This is a genomic window from Pseudomonas sp. WC2, assembly GCF_050586545.1.
Lineage (GTDB): Bacteria > Pseudomonadota > Gammaproteobacteria > Pseudomonadales > Pseudomonadaceae > Aquipseudomonas.
In genome coordinates this window covers 84787-110781 of record NZ_JBOBDR010000014.1, presented here as the reverse complement: position 1 = coordinate 110781, position 25995 = coordinate 84787, and the positions used below count along the sequence as shown (strand labels likewise).

Genomic DNA, 25995 nt, shown 5'->3' with positions numbered 1-25995 from the left:
CCGGCCCTCACTGCAAGCGGTTGCGCAAAGCGGCAACCACGTTGAAGGTTTGCGTGGCGACCCGGCTATTGGGATCGAGAAGAGTCAGGCTCAGGCGCACACTGCGAATACGTGCCGGATCGCTAGGGTTGGCGCTGTAAGTCGTGGCGGCTACATCCGTCGCGGAACTGGCCAGGCCGAACGTGACGTTGAATGCGCTAACGTTGTTCACCAGCACTTGCTGGGTCGGCGTGCCGCTGCCGGTGCCCATGAGAATCTGGTTGTTGCTGAAGCTGTAGACCAGACGCCGGATCGGGAACGCAATCTGCCCCGTCGTCGCGGCGCGTAAACCGGTGTAGGCCGTGGCGCTGTTGCGGCAATCGGACACCACGGTCCAGGTCGGCGTGCCACCACCGCTGCCGATATCGGCGGTGACCAAGGTCAATTTGAGACCGGCATTGTCCCAGCTGATCGGGAGGATCTGCGCAGCATTGAAATCCCCTCCCGCGCTGGCATCGGAAATGGTGCCGAGGCAACCGAACATGCCGACCATGCGGATTTCCTGAATCATTTTACTCAACACAAATCGGGCGTCTTCCTGCATCGCCGCGGCACTGTTCTGGCTGGCGTAAGTGTTTTTCGCCGCGATAAAAATCTGTACGACCCCCAGCACGACGACCAACCCAAGCGCCAAGGCGATAAGTAATTCGATCAGGCCGAAACCACGGTGATGGCGCTTCATGGCGTGGCCACCGGATCGACCGCCGCGCGGCTGCTGAGGACAAAACTGCGTGGCGCACTGGCGGTATTGGCCGCCCGAGCGTCGCTCCAGTTGATGGTGATGGTGTAGACCCGCTGATTCAGCGTGATGCTGCCGGTGGCGGTCGGGCCGCCGAAACTGGTGATGTTGGTGGTGAAGTCGTAGAGATCCTGATCGCGGGTGACGCTCAAATTGCCCGAGGTCGGCGGCGTGACGGTGTAGTCGGCGCCTGAGTTGGCACGAATGCGGTCCATCATGTCGTAGGCAATGAAACTGGCCTGACTGGTCATCCGCGAGCTGTCGGTGTACTTCAGCGCGTTCAGTTGCACTGCCGCCGCACCCAACAGGCCGACCGTCAGAATCAGCAACGCGACCAGCACCTCGATCAGCGTCATGCCCTCCTGTGCGTATTTACTCCCTGCCCTCATCCGCAACTTCCACCCCATTGAATTCGTCCGTTCAAACACACGTTCAGCGTCCTGCTTTGCGTGCCCAGCGTGTAACTGATAACCACCGCCGTGGCCGGTGCCGCCAGACCTCCAAGATTGTTGAAATCCAGCGCGGTCACTCCAGAGGTTAGCGTCAGAGTCGCGCCGCTGCTCATCGCTGGAACAACCCGCAATACATTGGCCGGAGTGCCAGTACTGTCGTAGACCGCCAATTCGCCGGTCCACACGCTGCCACCGGCGCTCGGTCGCAGGCGCAGGGTCGTGCCGCGATCGATGGCTTCGAGCCGGACGTAATTGATCGCGCGCCGCAGGTCGCCCATTTCGGTATCGGCTCTGCTGCTTTGTATGGATCGGGTAAACGACGGCACCGCCAAGGTGATCAGGATGACGAAAATCGCCAAGGCGATCAGCAACTCGATCAGCGTGAAACCTTTTGTACGAAGATCCATCGATGCCCTCCGTTGCCGTCGGCTATACCTGCCTCTACAAACCTAGAACATTCATCCGGCCTGTGTCGGTTGATTTGCCCTGCCCGGCGCACGGATTGCGCCGCGCTTCACGCTCCAGGGAGGAGTTTTCATGCCGCAACAAGGTTTCAGCCTGATAGAACTGCTTATGGGACTGGCGATTGGCGCAATTGTTCTGCTGCTGGTCAGTCCGGCGTTTGCCACGCTCAGAGAATCGAACCAGCGTGATCACGCCGCGCAGTCGTTGCTCGACGGCATTCGCAATGCGCGATCACTGGCGATCACGCGCAATCAGAGCGTAGTGATTCACGGCATCAATGGCGACTGGGGCCAGGGCTGGCGGATCATTCTGGATATCAGCGGCAACGGGGCGAAAGACAGCAGCAATCCGCTGCTGGTGGAGCACGCAAGCGAGGCGAAGGTGCCGGTGGTCGGCAATTGGCTGGTGAGTCGTTACATCAGATTCAGCAGTCTGGGACAACCGCTGATGCCCGGGCGGGCGTTTCAGGCAGGGACATTACATATCTGTTCGGCTCACGAGCCGGTCAGCCAACGCCAGATAGTGCTGGCGGCGACCGGTCGTGTGCGCCTGAGCAGCAAAAGCGCTGAACAGGCGTTGTGTCAGAAAGGCAAAAACGTCAGATCGAACGCACGCGCAGCTCTTTAGGCATGGAGAACGTGATGTTCTCTTCACGCCCGGCCAGCTCATCGGCACCGGTAGCGCCCCAGGCCTGCAATTGCTGAATCACGCCACGGACCAGCACTTCCGGCGCGGAGGCACCGGCGGTGATGCCGATACGCTCGACCCCATCGAACCAGCTCTTTTGCAGGTCTTCGGCGCCGTCGATCAGGTAGGCCGGCGTAGCCATGCGTTCTGCCAGTTCACGCAAGCGGTTGGAGTTGGAGCTGTTCGGGCTGCCGACGACCAAAACCACATCGCACTCGTCAGCCAGTTGCTTGACCGCGTCCTGGCGATTTTGCGTGGCGTAGCAGATGTCGTCCTTGCGTGGACCACCGATGGCCGGGAAGCGCGTGCGCAAGGCATCGATGACGCGACTGGTGTCGTCCATCGACAGCGTGGTCTGGGTGACGAAGGCGAGTTTGTCCGGGTTGTGGACCTGCAACTCGGCGACGTCTTTCTCGTCTTCGACAAGGTAGATCGCACCGCCATTGCTGGCGTCGTACTGGCCCATGGTGCCTTCGACTTCCGGGTGACCGGCGTGGCCGATCAGGATGCATTCACGACCGTCGCGGCTGTATTTCGCCACTTCGATGTGCACCTTGGTGACCAGCGGGCAAGTGGCGTCGAAGACTTTCAGGCCACGGCCGGCGGCTTCAGTACGCACGGCTTGAGAAACGCCGTGAGCGCTGAAGATCACGATGACGTCGTCCGGCACCTGATCCAGTTCTTCGACGAAAATCGCCCCGCGACTGCGCAGGTCTTCGACGACGAACTTGTTGTGCACCACTTCATGACGCACATAGATAGGCGGCCCGAAAACTTCCAGGGCGCGGTTGACGATTTCGATCGCCCGGTCCACGCCGGCGCAGAAGCCACGGGGGTTGGCGAGTTTGATTTGCATGCTGTGCCTCGTGTCTTGCGCGCGAAAACAATGAAAAACCACTGTAGGAGTGAGCCTGCTCGCGATCGCGGAGTGCCAGGCAACATAAATACTGAATGTCAGGCACTCATCGCGAGCAAGCTCGCTCCCACATTTTTACAGCGCTTTGACGGAAATGATTTCCACGTCAAAGGTCAGCGTCTTGCCCGACAGCGGGTGGTTGAAGTCGATGGTCACTTGCGTGTCATCGAACTCTTTCACCACACCTGGCAGCTCAGTATTGGCCGCATCGTTGAAGATCACCAGCAAACCCGGCGACAGCTCCATATCGACGAACTGCGAACGTGGAATGATCTGCACGTTCTGTGGGTTCGGCTGGCCGAAGGCGTTTTCCGGCTCGACGGTCAGCGTACGCTTGTCGCCAGCCTTGAAGCCGAACAGCGCTGCTTCGAAACCCGGCAGCAGGTTGCCGTCGCCGACCCTGAAGGTTGCCGGGGCTTTGTCGAACGTACTGTCGACCGTGTCGCCGTTCTCCAGGCGCAATGCAAAGTGCAAAGTGACTTCCGTGTTCTGGCCGATGCGTTGCTCAGCCAATACCTGTTCAGTCATGAACGGCCTCTTCGGTTTTCTTGGTTTTGAACATGTCCAGTGCCAGCATCACCGCGCCAACGGTAATCGCGCTGTCGGCAAAGTTGAATGCCGGGAAATAATGGCGGTTCTGCCAGTGCACCAGAATGAAGTCGATCACATGGCCCAGGGCAATGCGGTCATACAGATTGCCCAGCGCGCCCCCCAGCACCAGCGCCAAAGCGACGGCCAGCCAGGTTTCGTTGCGGCCCAGGCGCTTGAGCCAGACCACCAGCACCGCGCTGACCACAATTGCGATCAGGGCAAACAGCCAACGCTGCCAGCCGGAGCTGTCAGCCAAAAAGCTGAAGGCAGCGCCGGTGTTGTAGGCCAGGGTCCAGCTGAAATAATCGGGAATGATCACGATCTGCTGGAACATCTCGAGCTTGCCTTCGAAGTAGAACTTGCTGGCCTGGTCTATGACCAGAACCAGCAAACTCAACCAGAGCCAGCTCAACCGTCCGAAACGGCCAACGGCATTAGGCATAGTGGCGAACCTCGCCAGCGCCGCTGATGTTGTCGACGCAACGACCGCAGATTTCCGGATGCTCCGGGTTCACGCCGACGTCTTCACGGCAGTGCCGGCAACGGGCGCACTTCGGGAAGGCCGATTTGACGATCTTCAGCTTCAGGCCGCTGACTTCAGTGGCAACCGCGTCGGCCGGAGCCTGTACGAACGGCGCAACGCTGGCGGTCGAAGTGATCAATACAAAGCGCAGTTCGTTGCTCAGCTTGGCCAGATCGGCGCTCAGGGCGTCTTCGGCGTACAGCGTCACTTCGGCTTGCAGGTTGCCACCGACGGCTTTGGCCGCACGCTGGATTTCCATTTCTTTGTTGACCGCTACTTTGACCGCCATCACGCGTTCCCAGTAGTCGCGGCCCAGTTCTACGTCGGCCGGCAGTTCGGTCAAACCTTCGTACCAGGTGTTGAGCATCACCGATTCGTTACGCTCGCCCGGCAGGTATTCCCACAGTTCGTCGGCAGTGAAGGCGAGGATCGGCGCGATCCAGCGCACCAGCGCTTCGGAGATGTGGAACAGCGCGGTTTGCGCCGAACGGCGCGCCTTACTGTTGGCGCCAGTGGTGTACTGACGGTCCTTGATGATGTCGAGGTAGAAACCGCCCAGCTCCTGCACGCAGAAGTTGTGGATCTTCGAGTAGACGTTCCAGAAACGGTATTCGCCGTAGTGCTCTTGCAGCTCGCGTTGCAGCAGCAAGGTGCGGTCGACCGCCCAACGATCGAGCGCGAGCATTTCTTCCGCCGGCAGGATGTCGGTGGCCGGGTTGAAACCGCTCAGGTTCGAAAGCAGGAAACGCGCGGTGTTACGGATACGACGATAGGCGTCCGCACTGCGTTGCAGGATCTGATCGGAAACTGCCATTTCACCCGAGTAGTCAGTCGAAGCGACCCACAGACGCATGATGTCGGCGCCCAGGGTGTCGTTGACTTTCTGCGGGGCGATCACATTGCCCAGCGATTTGGACATCTTGCGGCCGGCTTCGTCGACGGTGAAACCGTGGGTCAGCAGTTCGCGGTACGGCGCGTGATTGTCGATGGCGCAACCGGTCAGCAGCGACGAGTGGAACCAGCCACGGTGTTGGTCAGAACCTTCCAGGTACAGATCGGCGCGCGGGCCGCTCTCGTGACCCATCGGGTGCGAACCGCGCAGGACGTGCCAGTGCGTGGTGCCCGAGTCGAACCAGACGTCGAGGGTGTCGCTGATCTTGTCGTACAGCGGCGCTTCGTCGCCGAGCAGTTCGGCAGCGTCCATCTTGAACCAGGCTTCGATGCCTTCGACTTCAACGCGCTTGGCCACTTCTTCCATCAGTTCAACGGTGCGTGGGTGCAGTTCGCCGCTTTCCTTGTTAAGGAAGAACGGGATCGGCACGCCCCAGTTGCGCTGACGCGAGATGCACCAGTCCGGACGGTTGGCGATCATCGAGTGCAGACGCGCCTGGCCCCAGGCCGGGACGAATTTGGTGTCTTCGATGGCTTTGAGCGAACGCACACGCAGGGTGTCGCCGCTGGTTGGCTCTTTGTCCATGCCGATGAACCACTGCGCAGTGGCGCGGTAGATCAGCGGGGTCTTGTGGCGCCAGCAGTGCATGTAGCTGTGTTCGATGACGGTGGTGTGCATCAGCGCACCGACTTCGGTCAGCTTGTCGACGATGGCCGGGTTGGCCTTCCAGATGAATTGGCCGCCGAAAAATTCCAGCGACGGCACGTAAACACCGTTGCTCTGTACTGGATTGAGGATGTCGTCGTTGACCATGCCGTACTTCTTGCAGGTCACGAAGTCGTCCACGCCGTAGGCCGGAGCGGAGTGAACCACGCCGGTGCCAGCGCCCAGTTCAACGTAGTCAGCCAGGTACACCGGCGACAGACGGTCGTAGAACGGGTGACGGAAGTTGATCAGCTCCAGCTCTTTACCAGTGGTGGTGGCGATGACCGAACCTTCCAGGCTGTAGCGCGCCAGGCAGGCTTCGACCAGCTCTTCCGCCAGCACCAGCAGCTTGTCGCCGACATCAACCAGCGCGTAGTTGAATTCCGGGTGCACGTTCAGCGCCTGGTTGGCCGGGATGGTCCACGGAGTGGTGGTCCAGATCACGATCGAGGCAGGTTTGCTCAGCGACGGCAGACCGAACGCAGCAGCCAGTTTGGCGTCGTCAGCGATCGGGAAGGCGACGTCGATGGTCGAGGATTTCTTGTTCTCGTACTCGACTTCCGCTTCTGCCAGGGCTGAACCGCAGTCGAAGCACCAGTTCACAGGCTTGAGGCCCTTGAACACGAAACCGCCCTTGACGATTTCGGCGAGGGCGCGGATTTCGCCGGCCTCGTTCTTGAAATCCATGGTCTTGTACGGGTTGGCCCAATCGCCCAGGACGCCGAGACGGATGAATTCGGACTTCTGCCCTTCGATCTGCTCGGTGGCATAGGCACGGCACAGTTCGCGGGTCTTGTCCGCGCCCAGATTCTTGCCGTGGGTCACTTCAACCTTGTGCTCGATCGGCAGGCCGTGGCAGTCCCAACCCGGAACGTACGGCGCGTCGAAGCCCGACAGGGTCTTCGAGCGGATGATCATGTCCTTGAGAATCTTGTTCAGTGCGTGACCGATGTGGATCGTGCCGTTGGCATACGGAGGGCCGTCGTGCAAAACGAACTTCGGACGATCCTTGCCAATCTCGCGCAACTTTCCGTACAGGCCAATACTGTCCCAGCGCTGCAGGATCTGCGGTTCGCGCTGTGGCAGGCCGGCCTTCATTGGGAAGGCGGTGTCCGGAAGGTTAAGCGTGGCTTTATAGTCGGTCATTTAAGGCTCTTCATTAGCGATGGGCGCTAGGTGCGGCTAGTGCACGGGCGGTGGCGACATCCGCATTGATCGCCGTTTTCAATGCCTCCAGGGAGGCGAAGCGCTGCTCTTCACGCAGCTTTTGGTGGAAAACCACCGTCAAACGCCGGTCATACAGATCGCCGGCAAAATCTAGAAGATGGACTTCAAGGTGGGCCTTGCCATCACCTTGTACCGTGGGCCGTACGCCGATATTGGCGACACCGGGCCAGGTCTTGCCGTCGATATCGACATTTACCAGGTACACCCCGGTGAACGGCACGCGACGACGCTTGAGTTGAATATTGGCAGTGGGCGTACCCAGTTGCCGGGCCAGCTTCTGGCCGTGCAGCACGCGACCGGCGATCCGGTACGGGCGACCGAGCAAGCGTTCGGCCAAGGCAAAATCGGCGGCGGCCAACGCGTTGCGCACTTGCGTGCTGCTGACACGAATGCCGTCCAGCTCGACGGTTTGCGCGGCTTCCACGGTAAAACCGTGAACCTGCCCGGCCTGCATCAGGAAATCGAAATCGCCGAGGCGGTCGCAACCAAAACGGAAATCGTCACCGACTTCCAGATGTTGCACGCCGAGGCCATCGACGAGGATGGTATCGACAAATTCACTGGCGCTGAGTTTGCTCAAGCGCTGGTTGAACGCCAGGCACAACACCCGGTCAACGCCTTCGGCCGCCAGCAGTTGCAGCTTGTCGCGCAACCTTGCCAGACGTGCCGGCGCGGTCTCGGGGGCAAAGAATTCCCGTGGCTGTGGCTCGAAAATCACCACGCAGCTGGGTACGCCCAACTCGAGCGCACGCTCACGCAGTCGGGCCAGGATAGCCTGGTGACCACGGTGAACACCGTCAAAGTTGCCAATAGTGGCGACGCAGCCCCGATGCTGGGGGCGCAAGTTGTGGAGGCCTCGAACCAGCTGCATAACGCGCTTCTTGCTCATAAAGTGGTCGATTATAACCACACCCGACGGTCGACGACAGGCAACACCGTAACGCAAAGTGAACGAGCCGACAAAACTGCCGGCCCGCGCCTGTTTATAAAGGGTAAAACCTCAGCTCAAGGCCTTGCGATTGAAATCGCGCAGACGGAAACCGAGCAGTAGCAACATACCGAAATACGCTACCACGCCGGCGACCACCAAAGCGCCCAAACGCAGGAAGCGCTCAAGCATGTGGCCTTGATCCCACGCTGGCATGAAATGCATACCGACCAGCAACACCGCGGACATCACCGCGACCGCCACCACCAGCTTGAACGCGAACTTGGCCCAGCCCGGTTGCGGCTGATACATCTGTTGCTTGCGCAGTTGATAGAACAACAGCCCGGCATTCAGACAGGCACCCGCGCTGATGGCCAAGGCCAGACCGGCGTGAGCCAGCGGGCCAATCAACACCAGGTTGAACAGCTGCGTAACCACCAGAGTGAAGATTGCGATTTTCACCGGGGTACGGATGTTCTGTTGCGCATAAAAGCCCGGCGCCAACACTTTGATCACAATAATCCCCAGCAGACCGACAGAATAGGCAATCAGCGCGCGCTGAGTCATCTCGGCGTCGAAGCCACTGAACTGACCGTACTGGAACAGCGAAACGGTCAGCGGTTCAGCGAGAATCCCCAGCGCCAGCGAGCACGGCAGCACCAGCACAAAGCACAGGCGCAGGCCCCAATCGAGGATCCGCGAATACTCGTGGCGATCCTTGCTGGCATAGGTTTTCGCCAGCGTCGGCAGCAGAATCGTGCCCAAAGCCACGCCCAGCACACCCGAAGGCAGTTCCATCAGGCGGTCGGCGTAATACATCCACGACACCGAGCCTGCGACCAGAAACGAGGCGAAGATGGTGTTGATGATCAGCGAGATCTGACTGACCGAAACACCGAGAATCGCCGGCAGCATCTGCTTCATCACTCGCCACACGCCGGTATCGCGCAGGTTCAGTCGCGGCAGCACCAGCATGCCGATCTTTTTCAAATGCGGCAGCTGATAGAGCAATTGCGCCAGACCGCCGACCAATACCGCCCAGCCGAGAGCCATAACCGGTGGGTCGAAGTACGGCGTCAGGAACAGCGAGAACACGATCATGCTGACGTTGAGCAGGGTCGGCACGAATGCCGGCACCGAGAAACGGTTCCAGGTATTGAGGATCGCGCCGGCCAGCGAGGACAGCGAGATCAGCAATATATAAGGGAACGTCACCCGCAACAGATCAGAAGTGAGCTGGAATTTTTCCGGCGTGTCAGTAAAACCGGGCGCGGTGGCCCAGATCACCCATGGCGCAGCGATCATGCCCAGCGCAGTGACAATCGCCAATACCAACGTCAGCAAGCCGGAAACATAGGCAATAAACGTGCGTGTCGCTTCCTCACCCTGCTGACTTTTGTATTCCGCCAGAATCGGCACAAAGGCTTGAGAGAACGCGCCCTCGGCGAAGATGCGCCGCAGCAGATTGGGCAATTTGAAGGCGATAAAGAAGGCGTCTGTCGCCATCCCGGCGCCAAATGTGCGGGCGATAAGCGTGTCACGAACAAAACCCAGAATCCGGGAAAGCATCGTGATAGAGCTGACGGCGGCCAACGATTTGAGCAGATTCATGGAGGGAATTTGTGCCTGTCGATAAACAGCAGGCGAATTAACCGCCTACTTATGCGATACTCCGCGCCGCAGCAGCACAGAGCCAAAGCTCGCGAGTTTACAGGTCAAGCGCCGGAAATAAATATCCCGCCTCTTAACACCTACCACTTAGCGGAACGTTTCAAGCGCCCTTGACAAGACATCTCTTCATCGGCATGATTCGCGGCCTATTTTGTTTGCTATTTCCTAAAAAGTCTTTCGAGGAGCTCGACGGTGGCCAACTCACCTTCCGCCAAAAAACGTGCAAAACAGGCTGAGAAGCGTCGCAGCCACAACGCCAGCCTGCGTTCCATGGTTCGCACCTACATCAAGAATGTAGTTAAAGCCATTGACGCAAAAGACGCTGAAAAAGCTCAAGCTGCATACGTTCTGGCTGTGCCAGTTATCGACCGTATGGCCGATAAAGGCATCATCCACAAGAACAAGGCTGCTCGTCATAAGAGCCGTCTGAATGGCCACGTTAAAGCGCTGAAAGAAGCCGCTTAATCGACGTAGTCATTAAAAAACCGACCTTAGGGTCGGTTTTTTATTGCCTGTGATTTAGTAAATCCAGCGCAAAAAAAATGTAGGAGCGAGCCCGCTCACCCCTACAGTTGTTTTTGCCGCGTTATTGCTGGACCGGCACCCACGGCAGGATCGGGATAGCCGTCACCGCATTCTGCGGACTGCCCTCAATCAGGCGATCGCTGTAGACCAGATACACCAGCGTATTGCGCTTCTTGTCGAGGAAACGCACCACCTGCATGGTCTTGAACACCAGCGACGTGCGCTCCTTGAACACCTCATCGCCATCCTTCAGATCACCCTTGAACTTGATCGGGCCGACCTGACGGCAAGCGATCGACGCTTCCGCGCGATCTTCAGCCAGACCCAGACCACCCTTCACGCCGCCAGTCTTGGCGCGCGACAAGTAGCACGTCACGCCTTCAACTTTCGGATCATCGAAAGCCTCGACGACAATCCGGTCATTCGGGCCGACAAATTTGAACACGGTCGACACCTGACCGATCTCTTCGGCCGAGGCCAGCAATGGCATCGCCATCAGCAAGCCCAACAATCCTTTCGCTAAACGCATCGAGTTTTCCTTAGACCAGAATCAGGTTGTCACGGTGAACCAGTTCCGGCTCCGCCATGTAACCGAGCAAACCGACAATCGCATCCGACGACTGACCGATGATTTTTTGTGCTTCCAGCGCGCTGTAGTTGGCCAGGCCTCGGGCGATCTCACGACCGTCCGGCGCCACGCAGACCACCATTTCGCCACGACGAAAACTGCCCTGCACCAGTTTGACACCCACCGGCAGCAAACTTTTGTTGCCCTTGGACAGTGCCGACACAGCCCCGTCATCCAGCACCAACGTGCCGCGAGTTTGCAGATGCCCGGCCAGCCATTGCTTGCGCGCCGCCAACATGCCGCGCTCAGGCGACAGCAAGGTGCCGATGCGCTCGCCCGCTTTCAGGCGATCGAGCACGCGCTCCAGACGACCACCGACAATAATCGTGTGCGCACCGGAACGCGCCGCCAGACGCGCCGCACGCAACTTGGTCTGCATGCCGCCACGACCCAGCGCACCGCCCGTACCGCCTGCCACCGCATCAAGTGTCGGATCATCGGCGCGCGCTTCGTAAATCATCTGCGCATCGGGGTTATTGCGCGGATCAGCGTCGAACATGCCATCGCGATCCGTGAGGATCACCAGCAGATCCGCCTCCACCAGGTTGGCCACCAGCGCCGCCAGCGTGTCGTTGTCGCCAAAACGGATTTCGTCGGTGACCACGGTGTCGTTTTCGTTGATTACCGGAATGACTTTCAGCTCGACCAGCGCACGCAAGGTGCTGCGCGCATTGAGGTAGCGCTTGCGGTCGGACAGGTCGTCGTGGGTCAGGAGAATCTGCGCAGTGTGCCGGCCATGCTCGGCGAAGCTCGATTCCCACGCCTGCACCAAACCCATCTGACCAATCGCCGCGGCCGCCTGGAGCTCGTGCATCGCACTGGGTCGTGCGGTCCAGCCCAAACGACTCATGCCGGCCGCCACCGCCCCGGAGGACACCAGCACCAACTCGACGCCAGCCTCATGCAAGGCCACCATCTGCTCAACCCAGACACTCATTGCCGCGCGATCCAGCCCTTTGCCATCAGCTGTCAGCAAAGCGCTGCCGATCTTCACGACCCAACGCTGCGCACCTGTCACCTTGCTCCGCATCATCTTCAACCTTAGCTTGAGGGCAGCGCGACCCAGCGCCACCCATGACGTTATTTGTGACTTGCGATTTCCAGATACTAAAACGCCGCTCGATTGAGCGGCGCTTAAGTTTACTGCAACGAATCAGTCACGCACGTAAATGATTTCCGGACCGTCTTCGTCATCCACATCTTCTTCGTCCCAGTCATCGTCGCCGATGTCGTGGACCGACTTCACGCCGCTGCGACGCAGGGCACGCTTGTCATCCAGCGCCTGCAGTTGCGCGCGGGCTTCATCTTCGATGCGCTGATCGAGATCGGCCAGCTCTTCCTTGTAGGCTGGATCTGCCGCCAGGCGATCGGCACGATCTTCCATGTAACGCATGATGTCGTGGCACAGACGCTCGGTACCGATCTTGGCAATGGCCGAGATCACGTAAACCGGGCCGGTCCACTCGAGGCGATCGACGATTTCCTTGACGCGCTCTTCGTGATCTTCTTCGAGGATCTGGTCGCACTTGTTCAGTACCAGCCAGCGATCACGCTCCGCCAGGGACGGGCTGAACTTGATCAGCTCGTTGACGATCACTTCAGCGGCGTCCGGTGCACTGGAATCATCCAGTGGCGCCATGTCGACGAGGTGCAGCAGCAGACGCGTACGCGCCAAGTGCTTGAGGAAGCGAATGCCCAGACCAGCACCGTCGGAAGCGCCTTCGATCAGACCCGGAATGTCGGCAACGACGAAGCTCTTCCAGCGATCGACACTGACCACACCCAGGTTTGGCACCAGCGTGGTGAACGGGTAGTCAGCCACTTTCGGTTTGGCGGCCGAAACGGAACGGATAAAGGTACTTTTACCGGCGTTCGGCAAGCCCAGCAGACCGACGTCTGCCAGCACTTTCATTTCCAGTTTCAGGTCGCGCTGCTCACCCGGCTTGCCCGGTGTGGTTTGGCGCGGCGCGCGGTTGGTACTGGATTTGAAACGGGTGTTGCCCAGACCGTGCCAGCCGCCCTGTACAACCATCAGCTTCTGACCGGCCTTGGTCAGGTCGCCGATCACTTCCTGAGTAGCGGAATCGATCACCGTGGTGCCAACCGGCACGCGCAGGATCAGGTCCTCGCCTTTTTTACCGGTGCAGTCGGTGCTGCCACCGTTGGAGCCACGCTCGGCATCGAAGTGCCGGGTGTAACGGTAGTCGACCAGGGTATTGAGGTTTTCGTCGGCCATCATGTAGATGGAACCGCCGTCACCGCCATCACCGCCGTTAGGGCCACCATTTTCGATGAATTTTTCCCGACGGAAACTCATGGCGCCATTGCCACCGTCACCAGCCTTTACGCGAATCGATACTTCATCAACAAACTTCATAACCAACGCCTCTCGCCGTACGGACGAGCCGAAAAACAATCAAGACATAAGACTCTTGCAAAAATGAGCGCAGCGACCCCAAAACACGACCTGCATCGCACGCCGACAGCCCATACAAACAGTTTTGCAAGAGACTCACCCCACAAACGAAAAAGCCCCGTCGCAAGACAGGGCTTCTCCAGCGATCTCGCGATTAAGCCGCGATTACGCTCACGTAACGGCGGTTGAACGCGCCTTTTACTTCAAACTTGATCACGCCTTCGATTTTCGCGAAGAGGGTGTGATCTTTACCCATGCCAACGCCGTAACCAGCGTGGAATTGGGTGCCGCGCTGACGCACGATGATGTTGCCGGCCTTGATGACCTGGCCGCCATACATCTTCACGCCAAGGCGTTTGGCTTCTGAGTCGCGACCGTTACGGGTACTACCACCAGCTTTTTTGTGTGCCATGAGTCAATTCTCCTAGTGAGGAATTAGGCTGAAATTAAGCCTGAATACCGGTGATTTTGATCTCGGTGTACCACTGGCGGTGGCCCATACGCTTCATGTGGTGCTTACGACGACGGAACTTGATGATGCGGACTTTATCGTGACGACCTTGGGAGATCACTTCAGCCACAACGGTAGCGCCAGCAACAACTGGAGCGCCGATATTCACGTCGTCGCCGTTGGCAACCAACAGAACGCGATCAAAGGTAACGGATTCGCCGGTAGCGATTTCCAGTTTTTCGATCTTCAGGTATTCACCTGGGGCGACTTTGTACTGCTTGCCGCCAGTAACGATTACTGCATAAGACATGGTATTTCTCCGATAATCCTGCTCACCCAGCTCTTTATAAGAAGAGGTATTGGCTGGCATGGCTGCATTGGGCTGGAAGGCCTGTTGCAATTGCGTAAGGCAGGTGCTGCCCAGGAAGTTCAGGGTGCGCGATTGTACGCAAGGCGCGGCAGGCTTGCAAGTAGCCGTCCATCGCGCCTTGACAGGTCTGGACGGGGGTCCTAGCATGCCGCGCAACCCTTCTGGAGCGACTCTCGCTGATGCAACCCCAAGCTTTCTACCGCGCGGTGGCGGACGATTTTAGCGCCGTCGACGGCATCATCAAGAAGCAGCTGACTTCCCGAGTACCGCTGGTATCGAAAATCGGCGATTACATCACCTCGGCCGGCGGCAAGCGTCTGCGTCCTTTATTAGTGTTGCTGTGTGGCAAGGCCCTGGGTCGCGAAGGCGACGACATGCGCCTGTTGGCTGCCACCATCGAATTCCTGCACACCGCGACCCTGCTGCATGACGACGTCGTCGACATGTCCGGCATGCGCCGTGGCCGCTCGACTGCCAACGCCATGTGGGGCAACGCCCCGAGCGTTCTGGTCGGCGATTTCCTGTACTCGCGCTCGTTCGAAATGATGGTCGAGCTGGGCTCGATGCCGGTGATGAAGATCCTCTCCCAGGCCACGCGCATCATCGCTGAAGGCGAAGTGTTGCAGTTGTCGAAGGTTCGCGACGCCAGCACCACCGAAGAAACCTACATGGAAGTCATCCGCGGCAAGACCGCAATGCTCTTCGAAGCTTCGACCCACAGTGCCGCGGCACTGGCCGGTGCCACCGCCGAGCAGAGCGAAGCCTTGCGCACGTTCGGCGATCACCTCGGTGTGGCGTTCCAACTGGTCGACGATCTGCTCGACTACAAGGGCGACGCCGAAACCCTGGGCAAGAACGTCGGCGACGATCTGGCTGAAGGCAAGCCGACTCTGCCGCTGATCTACACCATGCGTGAAGGTACGGCTGAACAGGCTGCACTGGTGCGCCAGGCGATCCAGAAAGGCGGGATCGAAGACCTGGAAAGCATCCGCATTGCTGTGGAAGCTTCTGGTTCGCTGGAATACACCGCGCAACTGGCCCGTGATTACGTGGCCCGCGCGATCAAGTGCCTCGAAGCGCTGCCGGCCAGCGAATACCGCGATGCGCTGGTTGAACTGAGCGAGTTTGCGGTCGCGCGTACGCACTGATTCTGCCTGGTTCAGCAAAAGCCGCAGCCTTCCTTTGAAGCCTGCGGCTTTTTGTTGCCTGCCCTCTTGCGATTAAAACCCTATACAATGTGCGACTTTTAGCGATCCACACCCAAGGAGCCTTAGTGAGCACGTTGCCACCCTGCCCGAAATGCAATTCCGAATACACCTACGAAGACGGTACCCAACTGGTGTGCCCGGAGTGCGCCCACGAGTGGTCTGCCAGCGGCGAAGCCGAAGCAGCCTCCGATGACACCGTGAAAAAAGATTCGGTCGGCAACGTCCTGCAGGACGGCGACACCATCACCGTGATCAAGGATCTGAAGGTCAAGGGCACCTCGCTGGTGGTCAAGGTCGGCACCAAGGTCAAGAACATCCGTCTGTGCGATGGCGACCACGACATTGATTGCAAGATCGACGGCATCGGCCCGATGAAACTCAAATCCGAGTTCGTCAGAAAAGTCTGATTCTGCTGTCATCCATCCCGCGCCCGCCGTGGGATGGAGCTTCGCCCTCCCCGCTACACCCCAGCAAAAACCGCGCAATAGCCAAACGCCAGCCGTTTTGACCTTACGCAATCTTTACCCGGAAAAATTCGCAATCCGCCAATAGGCGCTTGCTATTTGACGAATAAGAATTATTCTCATTGAAACCCTTTCAAGGAAATGAGAACCATGACTTATTTGATCGATGCTTGGCTGGATCGCCCACACCCTTACCTCAGAATCCTCCATCGGGAGACCGGTGAAGTCTGTGCAGTGCTTGAAGAAGAAGCCCTGCATGAGCTGCAAGATCAAGGGGATCTGGATGTCAGCAGCCTGAATTCCAGCGAGCCGCTGGTGCTCAAGGAGCTGGTGCGCAATCTTTTCCTGTTCTGCTATGCCCGGGCGTTGCGCCCGACCCATGAACTGCATCACAAGATCGAAATATGAAACCCGGTAAAACTGTAGGAGCGAGCCTGCTCGCGAAAACTGCTTAACATCCGACACATTTGTTAGCTGTCAGACCGCCAACGCGAGCAGGCTCACTTCTACATTAGCCCGCCATCAAGGCAGGCAAGATATTACAGAACGTCCAGCAGCTCGACGTCGAACACCAGAACGCTGTGCGGCGGGATGCTGCCAACGCCTTGAGCGCCGTAAGCCAGTTCGCTCGGCACGTACAGGCGCCATTTGCTGCCGGCATTCATCAGTTGCAGGGCTTCGGTCCAGCCAGCGATCACGCCGCCAACCGGGAATTCTGCAGGCTGGCCGCGCTCGTAGGAGCTGTCGAACACAGTGCCGTCGATCAGGGTGCCGTGGTAGTGAGTACGCACTTGGTCTTCACGGGTCGGCTTGGCGCCTTCGCCCTGAGTCAGCACTTCGAACTGCAGGCCGGAAGCCAGAGTAGTGATGCCGTCACGCTTGGCGTTTTCAGCCAGGAAGGCCAGGCCTTCGCCAGCAGCGGCTTCAGCTTTGGCAGCTGCTTCGGCTTGCATGATTTCGCGGATAACCTTGAAGCTGGCGGACATTTCTTCCTGACCAACACGGCTTTCCTTACCGGCGAACGCGTCGGTCAGGCCAGCCAGGATGGCGTCCAGGCTAACGCCCGGTGGCGGGTTGTCGCGCAGCTGGTCACCCAACTGACGGCCAATGCCGTAGCTGACGCGGGTTTCGTCGGTGGACAGATTTACTTCGGACATGACACTGCTCCGCTGTGCGGACGGCCACAAGACGTGCCGTGCGTGCACAGCGCGTCCCGGCGCGCCCGGAACCAAAAGGGCGAGCAGACTAGCACAGATGCTCAGGCGATGGCGCGCAAGGCCTACAGGGCTGAACGCCAGGCCAGCGGCACTTTCAGACTTTCCTCGCTGCTGGGTCCCAGGCCACACATTTCATCGTGTACCGAGGTGTGTACGAGGTTGAATGGCAGCACCGGAAACGCATGCAGCAAATCCCGCGCATGCTCGACCGAGCGCAGGGTCAGCATCCCACCCTTGAGATCGTGTAGCGGATAAGCCGCCCCGTGCATCCGTGCTTCGAGCAGATAGATCCCGCCTTCCATGGAGATCAGGTTCAGCTCATCGACCTTCCTGGCGATGGCAAACGCATTCAACTCTTGCAGATTCATGAACACACCTCGAGCGGTGACAAGTCCGGACGTCTACAGGGATATGCCCGCGCGGCCCAAAGCACAAGCCACAAACGACACCGCCCGTCTGTTTCGCAACAGGCGGGCGGTTTTTTGCAGCGATCAAACAGCGATCAGTGCTTGGTGACCTTGTCCAGATAACCCATGGCAAACGCCGAGACCACGAAGGTCATGTGGATGATCACGTACCACATCAAATGCTCGGGATCGACGTTCTTGGCATCCATGAAAATCCGCAGCAAGTGGATCGAAGAAATCGCCACGATCGACGCAGCGACCTTCATTTTCAGCGATGACGAGTCCATGGTGCCCAGCCAGCTGAGCTTCTCTTTGCCCTCATCGATATCCAGCTGCGAGACGAAGTTTTCGTAGCCGGAAATCATCACCATCACCAGCAGGCCGCCGACCAGCGCCATGTCGATCAGCGACAACAGCACCAGAATCAGGTCCGACTCGGCCATCGCGAATACATTGGGCAGGATATGAATGATTTCCTGGAAGAACTTCAGCGCCAGCGCCAGCAGCCCGAGAGACAGGCCAATGTAGATCGGCGCCAGCAGCCAGCGTGTGGCGTACATTGCATTTTCGATAAAGCGTTCCATTGAATCTCACACCGGGGGCTGGAAATGGCGGCGAGTATACCAGCGACCTGTGACCGCCATAAACCGCCCGGAAATCCGTCACCTGCGTGTGTGTGTCAAAGTTTTTCTGCTAGTGTCCAAACCATTGACAGCCCAGCGACAGTGGACAGGACGCGTAGAAATGGATGTGCGATTGCCGATAACGACTGCCGGAATTTGCCTTGCCCTGCTGCTGGGCGGTTGCTCGCCCGACGACGAAAAACACGCCGCCAGCCTTGAAGAAAAAACCACGAAGTTCGAACAATCACTGGATGCCATCACCGACCCCAAGCTCAAGGACGCTGTCAGCGAACTCGGCGGTTCGCTGCTGTTGCTGGAACGTGCGCAACTCAAACTCGACGACATCGCGCCGCGCACCGAGTACGGCGAAGATGCCCTCGCCGTGCTCAAGCACTACTCTGCCCCGCAGGACTTGGTCGACACGTTCATCAACGGCTTGTTCGTGCTGCACAAGGATTCCAGCTCCGACTACCTGACGGATCTGCAACCGGTGTTCCCGTTCAACCTGAACATCCCCGGCGGCTTCCTGTTTCCCCATGGCGTGGAATGGCAGTCGGTCACGTTGAGCAACAAACGCGTGATTGCGTATCAGCCAGAGTGGTCGGAGACCGACCCGGGGATCCAGCTCAGCCCGTCCAGTTCCAACGTCACTAACCCCGATGACCTGACGGTGACCTACCCGTTCATCGACGGCCTGAATGTGGACAAGAAGTCCCTGCCGCAACCGGTCAGCCTGCAAGGCCAGATCGAAGTCATCGCGCCGCGTCGCCTCTACAGCTTTGACCTGACGCAGAAAGACATTGGCCAGACCCGCACCAATGACAACCTCAGCGTCAAACTGCTTAAGCTGGAAAACAACTACGCCGAAGTCGAAGTCAGCAACAACCTGCCATTGGCCCCGCAAGTCGCCGGCGCCCAGCTCAATCCGCTGATCCTCCAGGCCCGCGATAAATCCGGGCAATATCTGTTGCGTGCCGGTTCGATCAACGAAAGCCCGGAACAGGTGACCTTTTACCAAAAACAACTGACGCAACTGCAACAACAGAAAGCCTGGAGCGACAGCCTGGAAAAGCAGCTCAGTGATGATCAGCAGGCATTCGAGCAGCAACATCCGCGGCGCTACAACAAAGTCTATTTCCACGGGCCGATCGAAACACTCGAAGTCAGCGTGCTGGATTTCTCTACGGTAACCGTCACGCGCAAAACGCTGGACCTGCCGATTCGCGCGTTCAATCAGCACACCACGGAAAAAACCATTCAAGCGCTGGACCCCGCCGTCGTGGTTTACGACGATCAGGCTGCCAACTGGCTCAAAGGGGCGAGCCTGACCGAGGATCAATTGAAGGCCGGCATCCGTATCCACCAATCGGTGGAAGATCCGAGCGCCGCGCGAATCGAGTTTTCGCACCGCCGCACCTTCAACGATGAATTGCTCGGTGACGATTTCAGCCCTGGCGAAAGCCCGGTGACGTTCTTCACCGAAAAACACAACGGCAAACTCGACGAACCGATCGAACTGCCGCCCGAGGCGTATCAGGTCGATCCGCTGCAAGCGACCATCACCTACGATCTGAACCTGTTCCCGGAAACCCCGGCGATCGCCGTCGGCTCGATGCCGCTGTTTCTCGCCACCGTTGCCAAGCAAGCGTACGACGCCCAGTCGTTGCCCAAAGGTCTGGAAATCAAAAACAACACATTGGTCGCGGACCTGAAAGTGTTTCCGCCCAACGAATGGCGCTTCTTCGTCAAGGACGACAGCGGCCACTACCTCAAGCAGATTCTTTCGGTCAGCCACGATGCGGGCGCAGAAGGCCCGGCGTTATTTGGCGTGCATTACTTTTATGGCCATCCAACCCATGTGGAGGCCTATCAGCGAACCGAGCTCAGCACCGTGCAATACGGCTTCGAGGTCAAGCTCGACAAGGCGCATACAGCCGACACGGCGCCCTAGCTGTTGAGGCTGCGGCCACGCCCACCGTTGATCTGCCGCAGTTGAGCTTGCAGGTGCAGACTCCAGATCTGCGGATCGTCGGCCAGCTCATAGCCGTGCAGCGTCAGACTTTCAACGATGGTGTCGAGGATCGACTCGGCGGCAATCGGTCCGTGAAACGGGCCTTGGGCTTTGATGGCGGAAGGTTGTTCGCCGGCCATACCGGCGGCGAAGAGCAGCGTCCACATGCCGGTATCGCCGGCCAACGGCTTGATGGCGCATTCGATTCGGGTCACAAGACCCAGGCATTGACGGGTGAGGCAGAGGTTGCGCGACATGGCGGCGACCCTCGGTGAAGCCGGTATTCAGCCCTCACGGGAGGACTGGCTCGATCCAGTGATACTGTCGATATCCTTGAGCTGAGAATAGAAGAAAAGTCCGCCGAGCAAGCCAGATAGAACCAGAAGGCGCCGAATGGTCATTGTGTGAAGTTTGGCGCCAGAGTAGTGGCGAATTTTCGATGGATTCACACAAAACAAATGTGGGAGCGAGCCCGCTCGCGAATGCGGAGTGTCAGGCAACCTATTCGTTGACTGATACAGCGCTTTCGCGAGCAGGCTCGCTCCCACAGTTTTTGACCGCGTTAAGGTTTAGGCCGGTTTGGCTTCGGCTAACGCCTCTTGGGCCAATTCCTTCTCAGCTTCCTTGAGATCTTCTTCGCTGATCATCTCGGCGATGTCGCGCAAGCGCTCGACCACCCGCGCATTGATGCTGCCTTCCGGGAATTCGCCGTCGGCATTCGGCTCGCCCGCCGGCTCACCGACCAGCAGACTCAACGCTTCATCCGCCTGACGCACCGCATAAACGTGGAACTGCCCGGCGCGCACCGCCGCCAGCACTTTCTCATCGAGCATCAGCGTAGCGACGTTGGCCTGTGGAATGATTGCGCCCTGCTCTCCGGTCAGCCCGCGTGCTTCGCAGAGACGGAAGAAGCCTTCGATCTTCTCGTTGACCCCGCCCACCGCCTGCACTTCACCGAACTGGTTGATCGAACCAGTGATTGCAAAGCACTGCTTGAGCGGGGTTTTCGACAGCGCCGAAATCAGCGTGCACGCCTCGCCCAGCGACGCACTGTCGCCATCAACGTAACCGTAGGATTGCTCCAGGGCGATGCTCGCGGAAATCGCCAACGGGAATTCCTGAGCGTAACGGCTGCCCAGATACCCGGTGAGGATCATCACACCTTTGGAGTGGATCGGCTGGCCGAGATTAACCTCACGCTCAATGTCGACGATGCCGCTGCCGCCGGGGTACACCGTGGCGGAAATCCGCGCCGGCACACCGAACGCCGAGTCGCCGACTTCGAGCACGGTCAGGCCGTTGCACTTGCCGACCGCTGCACCATCGGTGTCGATCAGGATGATCCCGGCGAGCATGTCGTCGAGAATCCGCGCCGACACACGTCCAGTGCGCGTGGCTTTGGCTTTCAAGGCACGTTCGATGTGCCCCGCATCGGTCATTTCATCGCCGGCCAGATGCCGGATGAAATCCGCCTCGCTGACCAGTTGGAACAGATCGCCAATGCGCGCCGACAAACGCCCCTGATGCTCGGCCAGTCGTGCGCTGTAAGTCGCCAGACGCGCCACCGCATCGGCGGTCAGCGGCGCCATGCCTTCTTCCGAGGTGCGGGTTTTCAACAGCTGGGCAAACTGCTCCAGGCTCTCGTCGACCATCGGGATGTCTTCGTCGAAATCAACCAGAACGCGGAACATCTCCTGGAAGTCCGGATCGAGATCCTGCAGCGTGTAATACAGCGACCGCGCGCCGATGATGATGACTTTGACCTGCAACGGAATGTGCTGCGGGTTGAGGGTCACCGTCGCAAAGCGGCCCATCTCACCGAGCGGCGATTCCATTTTCAGCTTGCGCGATTGCAGGGCGCGTTTCAGCGCATCCCACACGAACGGCTCGCTGAGCATTTTCTCCGCTTCGAGAATCAGGAAGCCGCCATTGGCACGGTGCAAGGCCCCCGGACGCAACTGCCGATACGTGGTGTAGAGCGCGCCCTGATCGGTGGTGTATTCGATACGGCCGAAGAGGTTTTCGTATGTCGGGTGCGGTTCGAACACCACCGGCGCACCGCCGCTGGACGGATGACCGACCACCAGACTCGGTGCGTACTGCTCTTCCAGCAGCTTGCGCGCCACGGCGTCGGTCTTGCTGTCGTCGACCAGTTGCTCGACCACAGTTTTCAGCAAGTACACCTGCATGGCTTGCAGGTAACCGCACACCGCAGCGTTCTCGGCGTACTTCTCTGACAGCGGCGACAGCAACGGCTGCAGCGCCAACGTGATGGTTTCTTCGTTGAGCGCACGCAGTTGATTGTTCGACTCGCGTTTCCATTGCGGCAGGCTGGCGAGTTCTTCGTTCAGGCGCTCTTCGAGACCGGAGATGTCCTCGTGGAAACGATCACGATCGGCTTCCGGCAACTGGGCGAATTCGGCTTCGTCCAGCGCCTTGCCGTCGAGCATCGGCGTGAAGGCGATGTTGCTGCTGTCGCGATACAGGGCGACGTCTTTTTCCAGGGCCAGCCGCTCGATGATGTCGAGGGCCTTGTCATAGCGCTGGTTGAAGGCGCGGTCGATGGCGCTTTTCTTCTGCTGGTAGGACGGATGCTCGAACACCGCTGGGAATGTTGCCAGCAGGTTGTCGATCAAGCCGTTGATGTCACCGATGAACGCGCCGGCAGTGCCCGAAGGCAATTCCAGTGCACGCGGCTCGCGCGGCTCATCGAAATTGTTCACATAGACCCAGTCCGCCGGGGTCTGCAGGCGTTTGCCTTCGGCCTTCAGGTAGCGTTTGACGAACGAGAACCGGCCGGTGCCGGGCTCGCCCATGACAAAGACGTTGTAACCGGGGCGTGGCATCGCCACACCGAACTGCAAGGCTTCGACCGCGCGTTCCTGGCCGAGCACACCGCGAAAGGGCTCCAGATCATTGGTGGTAGTGAAGCTGAACTGTTCAGCGGAAAACGGACGGGTCAGCGCTTCGGGCGCAAGACGCAAGCTGGCAGCAACAGGATCAGGCATCGGGCTTCCTTAACAATCAGGCGGGGCAGATAGCGGCATTCTGGCGCTGCCCGTGCCCCACTGGCAAGGCGCGCCATGTGACAAAGCATAGACAACCGGCCAACCCTGCGGCGCGCCCCCGGAAACCGGGGTTTATTCCAAATATTTTGCAAAAACTCACGGAACCCCTGGAACGTGCCTAAACTCCAAACTGCGCGGCTGGAACTAATACCGGCCCACTGGCTTCGTTTTGATCTGTCTCGTACAGAGCTTGGGGGGCCAGAACCCTGTCCATTGGTATGCACACAAAGAGAACAAAGCTATGAAACGGATTCTTCTCGGTACTCTCTTCACCGCTGTATCCATCAACGCAATGGCGCAAGCTCCAGGCGGCCCGGATTGCGGTTGGGGCAACATGCTGTTCGAAGGTCAGCGTGGCACCCCTGCTCACTTCCTCGCTTCCACCACCAACGGCACTTCCGGTAACGCGACGTTCGGTATGACGTCCGGCACCAACGGCTGCTCGACCAACGCTTCGCTGACCTATGGCGGCAAATCCTGGTTTGCCATGAATGGCATGATGAACGAGCTGTCGGAAGACATGGCCAAAGGCAACGGCGAAGCGCTGACGACTTACGCCGTGGTACTGGGCGTGGCGCCGGAAGATCGCGCGCATTTCGCTGCCGTGACTCACGAGCACTTCCAGCAGATCTTCAGCAAAGCTGACGTGACCGCTGAAGACGTGCATACCAACACCCTGGCTGTACTGAAATCGGATCCTCGTCTGGCCAAGTACGCAACTCAGGCTTAAGCTCGACCCCGCCCGCTTCTTTCGGGAAGCGGGTTTTATTTTTTTGGCCCGTCCCTCTTTGGGTCTTTTATTTCTTTCCTGTTCAAGTTGCCGACTATGCTCAAACGCCTTGCCTGGCTGGCGCTCTGTGTCTGCGCCCCGCTGTCCGCCGCGCCAAACATCGACCCTCAACGTTTGCAGCAACTGGCCAACGACCGCTTCTGGATTTCCCTCGGTCACTACGAAACCGCCAAGCTTGGCGGCTGGCGCAGCTATGTCAGCGACAAGAAATTCTTTCTCGCGCCCGACGGCAATGAACATCCCGATCACGAACTGGCGGCGACTGTACAAGCGCTGTACGCCCCGGTCAGCCTCGGCGAGCAACATGCCCAATGCGTTTACCCGGCCCGCACCCGTTGGCTGAAAGCGCAACTGAACCTGACCGACCTACCGACGCCCGAGTGCGCCGATTACAAAAAGTGGATCAAGGACGTCTCGCCGCACAGCGCGGTGATGATCTTCCCGGCGGCTTATTTGAACAGTCCGTCATCGATGTTCGGCCACACTCTGCTGCGCATCGACCAAGCTGACGTGCAGGCCGACAAGACCTCGCTGCTCAGTTACGCGATCAACTTCGGCGCCTACATCGAAGGCTCGGACAACAGCATTCTGTATGCCTGGAAAGGCTTGATGGGCGGCTATCCGGGGCTGTTCGCGCTGGTGCCGTATCAGGAAAAACTCTCCGAATACCGCAGCCTGGAAAACCGCGACCTGTGGGAATACCGGCTCAATCTGACCCAGGAAGAAACCGCGCGCATGGTCGAACATGTGTGGGAATTGAAGCAGATTCAGTTCGACTATTTCTTCTTCGATGAAAACTGCTCGTACCGTTTGCTCGAACTGCTGCAAGTCGCGCGGCCGAGCCTGCGTCTGACCGAGCAATTCCCGCTGACCGCCATCCCCACCGACACGGTTAAAGCGGTAAAAGAAGCCGGGCTGGTGGAAAGCATCCAATATCGCCCGTCCCGCGAGCGTGAGTTGCTCAGCCGTGCCGAGCCGCTCAACAGTGACGAACAGCAATGGGTGCTGAAAGTCAGCGCCGATCAACAGGTATTGCAAGATCCGACCTTCAAAGCCCTGCCCCGCGACCGCCAGGCGTTGATCATCGATGCGGCGTATCGTCTGGAGCGTTATCGCGCCAACGGCCAGGAACGTGATCCGCAACGGGCGCAACGCAGTTTCGAACTGCTGCGGGCGATCAACAAGAACCCCGCGCCTGAGCTGGATATCCCGCAACCGGGCTTGCCTGAAGACGGCCACGAATCGCGCACCTGGCAGGCCGGTCTCGGCACCCGTGGTGATCGCGCGTTTGGTGAATACGGTTTGCGCATGGCCTATCACGACCTCAACGACAACGCCGAAAGCTTCCCGCTCGGCGCGCAGATCGAGATCTTGCAGATGAAGTTGCGTCAGTACGAAGGCAATCACTGGCAGTTCCAGCAACTGGATCTGGCGACGATTCGTTCGCTGACGCCGCGCAATGAGTTATTGCAGCCGCTGTCGTGGCAAGTTACCGGTGGCCTTGAGCGGGTACCGGGCAAACACGATGACGAAACGCTGGTCAGCCATGTGAATGGCGGCGGTGGCGGCACGTGGGCGCTGGGCGACGATGTGCTGGGGTTTGCCCTCGGCACCGTGCGGGTTGAACACAACAATGACTTCGCCGAGTTCGTTTCTCCCGCAGGCGGCTTCAATACCGGCGTGCTGTGGAAAAACCCGCTGGGCAATCTCAGCCTGGAAGCCAAGGGCGATTACTTCTTCAATGGCGAAGTGCGGCGCAGTTTGAGCCTGAATCAGCAGTGGGAGTTGTCGCGCAATCTTGGTTTGCGCCTGAGTGCGCAGCGTGAGTTCAGCCACCTAGCTACGCCTGAAACCGAAGTCATGCTTGAAGTGAAGTGGTATCACTACTGATCCCGAACACAGCACATCCCCTGTGGGAGCGAGCCTGCTCGCTCCCACATTTGGATTTGCGGTGTTAATGGATTTTTCACTCGCCTTCGACA

The 25995-nt window shown here is 58.9% G+C and carries 28 protein-coding genes; 9 read left to right on the top strand and 19 right to left on the bottom strand.

What is annotated here, in order from left to right; genetic code table 11:
• Positions 1–7: 7 nt before the first annotated feature.
• Genes ACQ4OE_RS18350 through ACQ4OE_RS18340 form a run of 3 tightly spaced genes read right to left on the bottom strand, consistent with a single transcriptional unit; the run spans position 8 to position 1637 of the window.
• Complete coding sequence (locus tag ACQ4OE_RS18350) at positions 8–721, bottom strand: prepilin-type N-terminal cleavage/methylation domain-containing protein (protein WP_430947468.1); 714 nt, start codon at positions 719–721, stop codon at positions 8–10.
• Positions 718–1167 carry a type IV pilus modification protein PilV gene (gene pilV / locus ACQ4OE_RS18345; protein WP_122592786.1) on the bottom strand — a complete coding sequence of 150 codons (450 nt, stop codon included), beginning with the start codon at positions 1165–1167 and terminating at the stop codon, positions 718–720. Before pilV ends, ACQ4OE_RS18350 begins: the two co-directional genes overlap by 4 nt.
• A complete protein-coding gene (locus ACQ4OE_RS18340) occupies positions 1164–1637 on the bottom strand; it encodes a GspH/FimT family pseudopilin (protein WP_122592785.1) in 474 nt (157 codons plus the stop codon). The genes pilV and ACQ4OE_RS18340 overlap by 4 nt, the downstream gene beginning before the upstream one ends.
• 130 nt (positions 1638–1767) lie before the next feature.
• Here ACQ4OE_RS18340 and ACQ4OE_RS18335 point away from each other — a divergent pair, with 130 nt between their 5' ends.
• Positions 1768–2322 (top strand): GspH/FimT family pseudopilin, encoded by a 555-nt coding sequence (locus ACQ4OE_RS18335; RefSeq protein WP_430947467.1) that lies wholly within the window; start codon positions 1768–1770, stop codon positions 2320–2322.
• On the opposite strand, the gene ispH is transcribed toward ACQ4OE_RS18335, so the two are convergent.
• From ispH to ribF, 5 genes are all read right to left on the bottom strand, one after another.
• Complete coding sequence (ispH, locus tag ACQ4OE_RS18330; protein WP_007959549.1) at positions 2294–3238, bottom strand: 4-hydroxy-3-methylbut-2-enyl diphosphate reductase; 945 nt, start codon at positions 3236–3238, stop codon at positions 2294–2296. The genes ACQ4OE_RS18335 and ispH overlap by 29 nt on opposite strands.
• A 135-nt stretch (positions 3239–3373) precedes the next feature.
• Complete coding sequence (fkpB, locus tag ACQ4OE_RS18325) at positions 3374–3811, bottom strand: FKBP-type peptidyl-prolyl cis-trans isomerase (protein ID WP_430947504.1); 438 nt, start codon at positions 3809–3811, stop codon at positions 3374–3376.
• 7 nt (positions 3812–3818) lie between these two features.
• A complete protein-coding gene (lspA, locus tag ACQ4OE_RS18320) occupies positions 3819–4331 on the bottom strand; it encodes a signal peptidase II (RefSeq protein ID WP_430947466.1) in 513 nt (170 codons plus the stop codon).
• Positions 4324–7155 (bottom strand): isoleucine--tRNA ligase, encoded by a 2832-nt coding sequence (gene ileS / locus ACQ4OE_RS18315; RefSeq protein WP_430947465.1) that lies wholly within the window; start codon positions 7153–7155, stop codon positions 4324–4326. The genes lspA and ileS overlap by 8 nt, the downstream gene beginning before the upstream one ends.
• A 13-nt stretch (positions 7156–7168) precedes the next feature.
• Positions 7169–8107, bottom strand: coding sequence for a bifunctional riboflavin kinase/FAD synthetase (gene ribF / locus ACQ4OE_RS18310; protein WP_430947464.1), 939 nt, complete (start codon positions 8105–8107; stop codon positions 7169–7171).
• Between ribF and ACQ4OE_RS18305 the strand changes: the two genes are divergently transcribed.
• On the top strand, positions 8015–8287 hold the full coding sequence (locus tag ACQ4OE_RS18305) for a hypothetical protein (RefSeq protein WP_430947508.1): 273 nt from the start codon (positions 8015–8017) through the stop codon (positions 8285–8287). The genes ribF and ACQ4OE_RS18305 overlap by 93 nt on opposite strands.
• Here ACQ4OE_RS18305 and murJ read toward each other — a convergent pair.
• Entirely contained in the window at positions 8237–9775 is a 1539-nt protein-coding gene (murJ, locus tag ACQ4OE_RS18300) for a murein biosynthesis integral membrane protein MurJ (protein ID WP_122592778.1), read from the bottom strand. The two genes, ACQ4OE_RS18305 and murJ, sit on opposite strands and share 51 nt — an antisense overlap.
• Before the next feature lie 252 nt (positions 9776–10027).
• Between murJ and rpsT the strand changes: the two genes are divergently transcribed.
• Entirely contained in the window at positions 10028–10300 is a 273-nt protein-coding gene (gene rpsT, locus ACQ4OE_RS18295) for a 30S ribosomal protein S20 (protein WP_003228351.1), read from the top strand.
• A gap of 121 nt (positions 10301–10421) precedes the next feature.
• Here the strand turns inward: rpsT and ACQ4OE_RS18290 are convergent, their stop codons facing one another.
• The 5 genes from ACQ4OE_RS18290 to rplU form a co-directional block, all read right to left on the bottom strand.
• The gene (locus ACQ4OE_RS18290) at positions 10422–10889 is read right to left on the bottom strand and encodes a CreA family protein (protein ID WP_007909822.1); all 468 of its coding nucleotides are present in this window, start codon (positions 10887–10889) and stop codon (positions 10422–10424) included.
• A 10-nt stretch (positions 10890–10899) separates the two neighbouring features.
• The gene (proB, locus tag ACQ4OE_RS18285) at positions 10900–12018 is read right to left on the bottom strand and encodes a glutamate 5-kinase (protein ID WP_430947463.1); all 1119 of its coding nucleotides are present in this window, start codon (positions 12016–12018) and stop codon (positions 10900–10902) included.
• A gap of 123 nt (positions 12019–12141) precedes the next feature.
• On the bottom strand, positions 12142–13365 hold the full coding sequence (cgtA, locus tag ACQ4OE_RS18280; RefSeq protein WP_064392401.1) for an Obg family GTPase CgtA: 1224 nt from the start codon (positions 13363–13365) through the stop codon (positions 12142–12144).
• Positions 13366–13558: 193 nt separating this feature from the next.
• Positions 13559–13816 carry a 50S ribosomal protein L27 gene (rpmA, locus tag ACQ4OE_RS18275; RefSeq protein WP_007909818.1) on the bottom strand — a complete coding sequence of 86 codons (258 nt, stop codon included), beginning with the start codon at positions 13814–13816 and terminating at the stop codon, positions 13559–13561.
• A 34-nt stretch (positions 13817–13850) separates the two neighbouring features.
• Positions 13851–14165, bottom strand: a complete 315-nt coding sequence (gene rplU / locus ACQ4OE_RS18270) for a 50S ribosomal protein L21 (RefSeq protein ID WP_003176051.1) — start codon at positions 14163–14165, stop codon at positions 13851–13853.
• A 239-nt stretch (positions 14166–14404) separates the two neighbouring features.
• On the opposite strand from rplU, the gene ACQ4OE_RS18265 reads away from it, so the two are divergent.
• From ACQ4OE_RS18265 to ACQ4OE_RS18255, 3 genes are all read left to right on the top strand, one after another.
• Positions 14405–15373 (top strand): polyprenyl synthetase family protein, encoded by a 969-nt coding sequence (locus ACQ4OE_RS18265; protein WP_034153846.1) that lies wholly within the window; start codon positions 14405–14407, stop codon positions 15371–15373.
• Between the two features lie 125 nt (positions 15374–15498).
• Positions 15499–15840 carry a zinc ribbon domain-containing protein YjdM gene (locus ACQ4OE_RS18260; protein WP_053123983.1) on the top strand — a complete coding sequence of 114 codons (342 nt, stop codon included), beginning with the start codon at positions 15499–15501 and terminating at the stop codon, positions 15838–15840.
• 207 nt (positions 15841–16047) lie between these two features.
• Complete coding sequence (locus ACQ4OE_RS18255) at positions 16048–16305, top strand: PA4570 family protein (RefSeq protein ID WP_008078558.1); 258 nt, start codon at positions 16048–16050, stop codon at positions 16303–16305.
• A gap of 131 nt (positions 16306–16436) precedes the next feature.
• Here ACQ4OE_RS18255 and ACQ4OE_RS18250 read toward each other — a convergent pair whose 3' ends face one another.
• The 3 genes from ACQ4OE_RS18250 to ACQ4OE_RS18240 all read right to left on the bottom strand — a co-directional run bounded on the left by ACQ4OE_RS18250 (position 16437) and on the right by ACQ4OE_RS18240 (position 18105).
• Positions 16437–17054: an FKBP-type peptidyl-prolyl cis-trans isomerase gene (locus tag ACQ4OE_RS18250; RefSeq protein ID WP_008078561.1), complete on the bottom strand. Its 618-nt coding sequence runs from the start codon at positions 17052–17054 to the stop codon at positions 16437–16439.
• A gap of 122 nt (positions 17055–17176) precedes the next feature.
• Complete coding sequence (locus ACQ4OE_RS18245) at positions 17177–17482, bottom strand: DUF6482 family protein (RefSeq protein ID WP_430947462.1); 306 nt, start codon at positions 17480–17482, stop codon at positions 17177–17179.
• 134 nt (positions 17483–17616) lie between these two features.
• Positions 17617–18105 (bottom strand): TIGR00645 family protein, encoded by a 489-nt coding sequence (locus ACQ4OE_RS18240; RefSeq protein WP_016773116.1) that lies wholly within the window; start codon positions 18103–18105, stop codon positions 17617–17619.
• A gap of 160 nt (positions 18106–18265) precedes the next feature.
• Here ACQ4OE_RS18240 and ACQ4OE_RS18235 point away from each other — a divergent pair, with 160 nt between their 5' ends.
• Entirely contained in the window at positions 18266–20095 is a 1830-nt protein-coding gene (locus tag ACQ4OE_RS18235) for a hypothetical protein (RefSeq protein WP_430947461.1), read from the top strand.
• On the opposite strand, the gene ACQ4OE_RS18230 is transcribed toward ACQ4OE_RS18235, so the two are convergent.
• Positions 20092–20412: a hypothetical protein gene (locus tag ACQ4OE_RS18230; RefSeq protein WP_122592773.1), complete on the bottom strand. Its 321-nt coding sequence runs from the start codon at positions 20410–20412 to the stop codon at positions 20092–20094. The two genes, ACQ4OE_RS18235 and ACQ4OE_RS18230, sit on opposite strands and share 4 nt — an antisense overlap.
• 312 nt (positions 20413–20724) lie before the next feature.
• Positions 20725–23163 carry a Lon protease family protein gene (locus ACQ4OE_RS18225; RefSeq protein ID WP_430947460.1) on the bottom strand — a complete coding sequence of 813 codons (2439 nt, stop codon included), beginning with the start codon at positions 23161–23163 and terminating at the stop codon, positions 20725–20727.
• A gap of 301 nt (positions 23164–23464) precedes the next feature.
• Here ACQ4OE_RS18225 and ACQ4OE_RS18220 point away from each other — a divergent pair, with 301 nt between their 5' ends.
• A complete protein-coding gene (locus ACQ4OE_RS18220) occupies positions 23465–23953 on the top strand; it encodes a DUF3015 domain-containing protein (protein WP_007909797.1) in 489 nt (162 codons plus the stop codon).
• Between the two features lie 96 nt (positions 23954–24049).
• On the top strand, positions 24050–25903 hold the full coding sequence (locus tag ACQ4OE_RS18215; protein WP_430947459.1) for a DUF4105 domain-containing protein: 1854 nt from the start codon (positions 24050–24052) through the stop codon (positions 25901–25903).
• Positions 25904–25995: the final 92 nt, after the last annotated feature.

What these genes read in the sequence shown, in the direction of transcription:
- ribF (WP_430947464.1), bottom strand. Translation starts at nt 8,107, where the DNA reads ATGCAGCTGGTTCGAGGCCTCCACAACTTGCGCCCCCAGCATCGGGGC.
- rpmA (WP_007909818.1), bottom strand. Translation starts at nt 13,816, where the DNA reads ATGGCACACAAAAAAGCTGGTGGTAGTACCCGTAACGGTCGCGACTCA.
- ileS (WP_430947465.1), bottom strand. Translation starts at nt 7,155, where the DNA reads ATGACCGACTATAAAGCCACGCTTAACCTTCCGGACACCGCCTTCCCA.
- ACQ4OE_RS18225 (WP_430947460.1), bottom strand. Translation starts at nt 23,163, where the DNA reads ATGCCTGATCCTGTTGCTGCCAGCTTGCGTCTTGCGCCCGAAGCGCTG.
- ACQ4OE_RS18245 (WP_430947462.1), bottom strand. Translation starts at nt 17,482, where the DNA reads ATGAATCTGCAAGAGTTGAATGCGTTTGCCATCGCCAGGAAGGTCGAT.
- ACQ4OE_RS18290 (WP_007909822.1), bottom strand. Translation starts at nt 10,889, where the DNA reads ATGCGTTTAGCGAAAGGATTGTTGGGCTTGCTGATGGCGATGCCATTG.
- ACQ4OE_RS18215 (WP_430947459.1), top strand. Translation starts at nt 24,050, where the DNA reads ATGCTCAAACGCCTTGCCTGGCTGGCGCTCTGTGTCTGCGCCCCGCTG.
- ACQ4OE_RS18235 (WP_430947461.1), top strand. Translation starts at nt 18,266, where the DNA reads ATGGATGTGCGATTGCCGATAACGACTGCCGGAATTTGCCTTGCCCTG.
- ACQ4OE_RS18265 (WP_034153846.1), top strand. Translation starts at nt 14,405, where the DNA reads ATGCAACCCCAAGCTTTCTACCGCGCGGTGGCGGACGATTTTAGCGCC.
- rplU (WP_003176051.1), bottom strand. Translation starts at nt 14,165, where the DNA reads ATGTCTTATGCAGTAATCGTTACTGGCGGCAAGCAGTACAAAGTCGCC.
- lspA (WP_430947466.1), bottom strand. Translation starts at nt 4,331, where the DNA reads ATGCCTAATGCCGTTGGCCGTTTCGGACGGTTGAGCTGGCTCTGGTTG.
- ACQ4OE_RS18335 (WP_430947467.1), top strand. Translation starts at nt 1,768, where the DNA reads ATGCCGCAACAAGGTTTCAGCCTGATAGAACTGCTTATGGGACTGGCG.
- pilV (WP_122592786.1), bottom strand. Translation starts at nt 1,167, where the DNA reads ATGAGGGCAGGGAGTAAATACGCACAGGAGGGCATGACGCTGATCGAG.
- ACQ4OE_RS18240 (WP_016773116.1), bottom strand. Translation starts at nt 18,105, where the DNA reads ATGGAACGCTTTATCGAAAATGCAATGTACGCCACACGCTGGCTGCTG.
- ACQ4OE_RS18250 (WP_008078561.1), bottom strand. Translation starts at nt 17,054, where the DNA reads ATGTCCGAAGTAAATCTGTCCACCGACGAAACCCGCGTCAGCTACGGC.
- ACQ4OE_RS18230 (WP_122592773.1), bottom strand. Translation starts at nt 20,412, where the DNA reads ATGTCGCGCAACCTCTGCCTCACCCGTCAATGCCTGGGTCTTGTGACC.
- ACQ4OE_RS18340 (WP_122592785.1), bottom strand. Translation starts at nt 1,637, where the DNA reads ATGGATCTTCGTACAAAAGGTTTCACGCTGATCGAGTTGCTGATCGCC.
- ACQ4OE_RS18350 (WP_430947468.1), bottom strand. Translation starts at nt 721, where the DNA reads ATGAAGCGCCATCACCGTGGTTTCGGCCTGATCGAATTACTTATCGCC.
- ACQ4OE_RS18220 (WP_007909797.1), top strand. Translation starts at nt 23,465, where the DNA reads ATGAAACGGATTCTTCTCGGTACTCTCTTCACCGCTGTATCCATCAAC.
- proB (WP_430947463.1), bottom strand. Translation starts at nt 12,018, where the DNA reads ATGCGGAGCAAGGTGACAGGTGCGCAGCGTTGGGTCGTGAAGATCGGC.
- ACQ4OE_RS18255 (WP_008078558.1), top strand. Translation starts at nt 16,048, where the DNA reads ATGACTTATTTGATCGATGCTTGGCTGGATCGCCCACACCCTTACCTC.
- ispH (WP_007959549.1), bottom strand. Translation starts at nt 3,238, where the DNA reads ATGCAAATCAAACTCGCCAACCCCCGTGGCTTCTGCGCCGGCGTGGAC.
- cgtA (WP_064392401.1), bottom strand. Translation starts at nt 13,365, where the DNA reads ATGAAGTTTGTTGATGAAGTATCGATTCGCGTAAAGGCTGGTGACGGT.
- murJ (WP_122592778.1), bottom strand. Translation starts at nt 9,775, where the DNA reads ATGAATCTGCTCAAATCGTTGGCCGCCGTCAGCTCTATCACGATGCTT.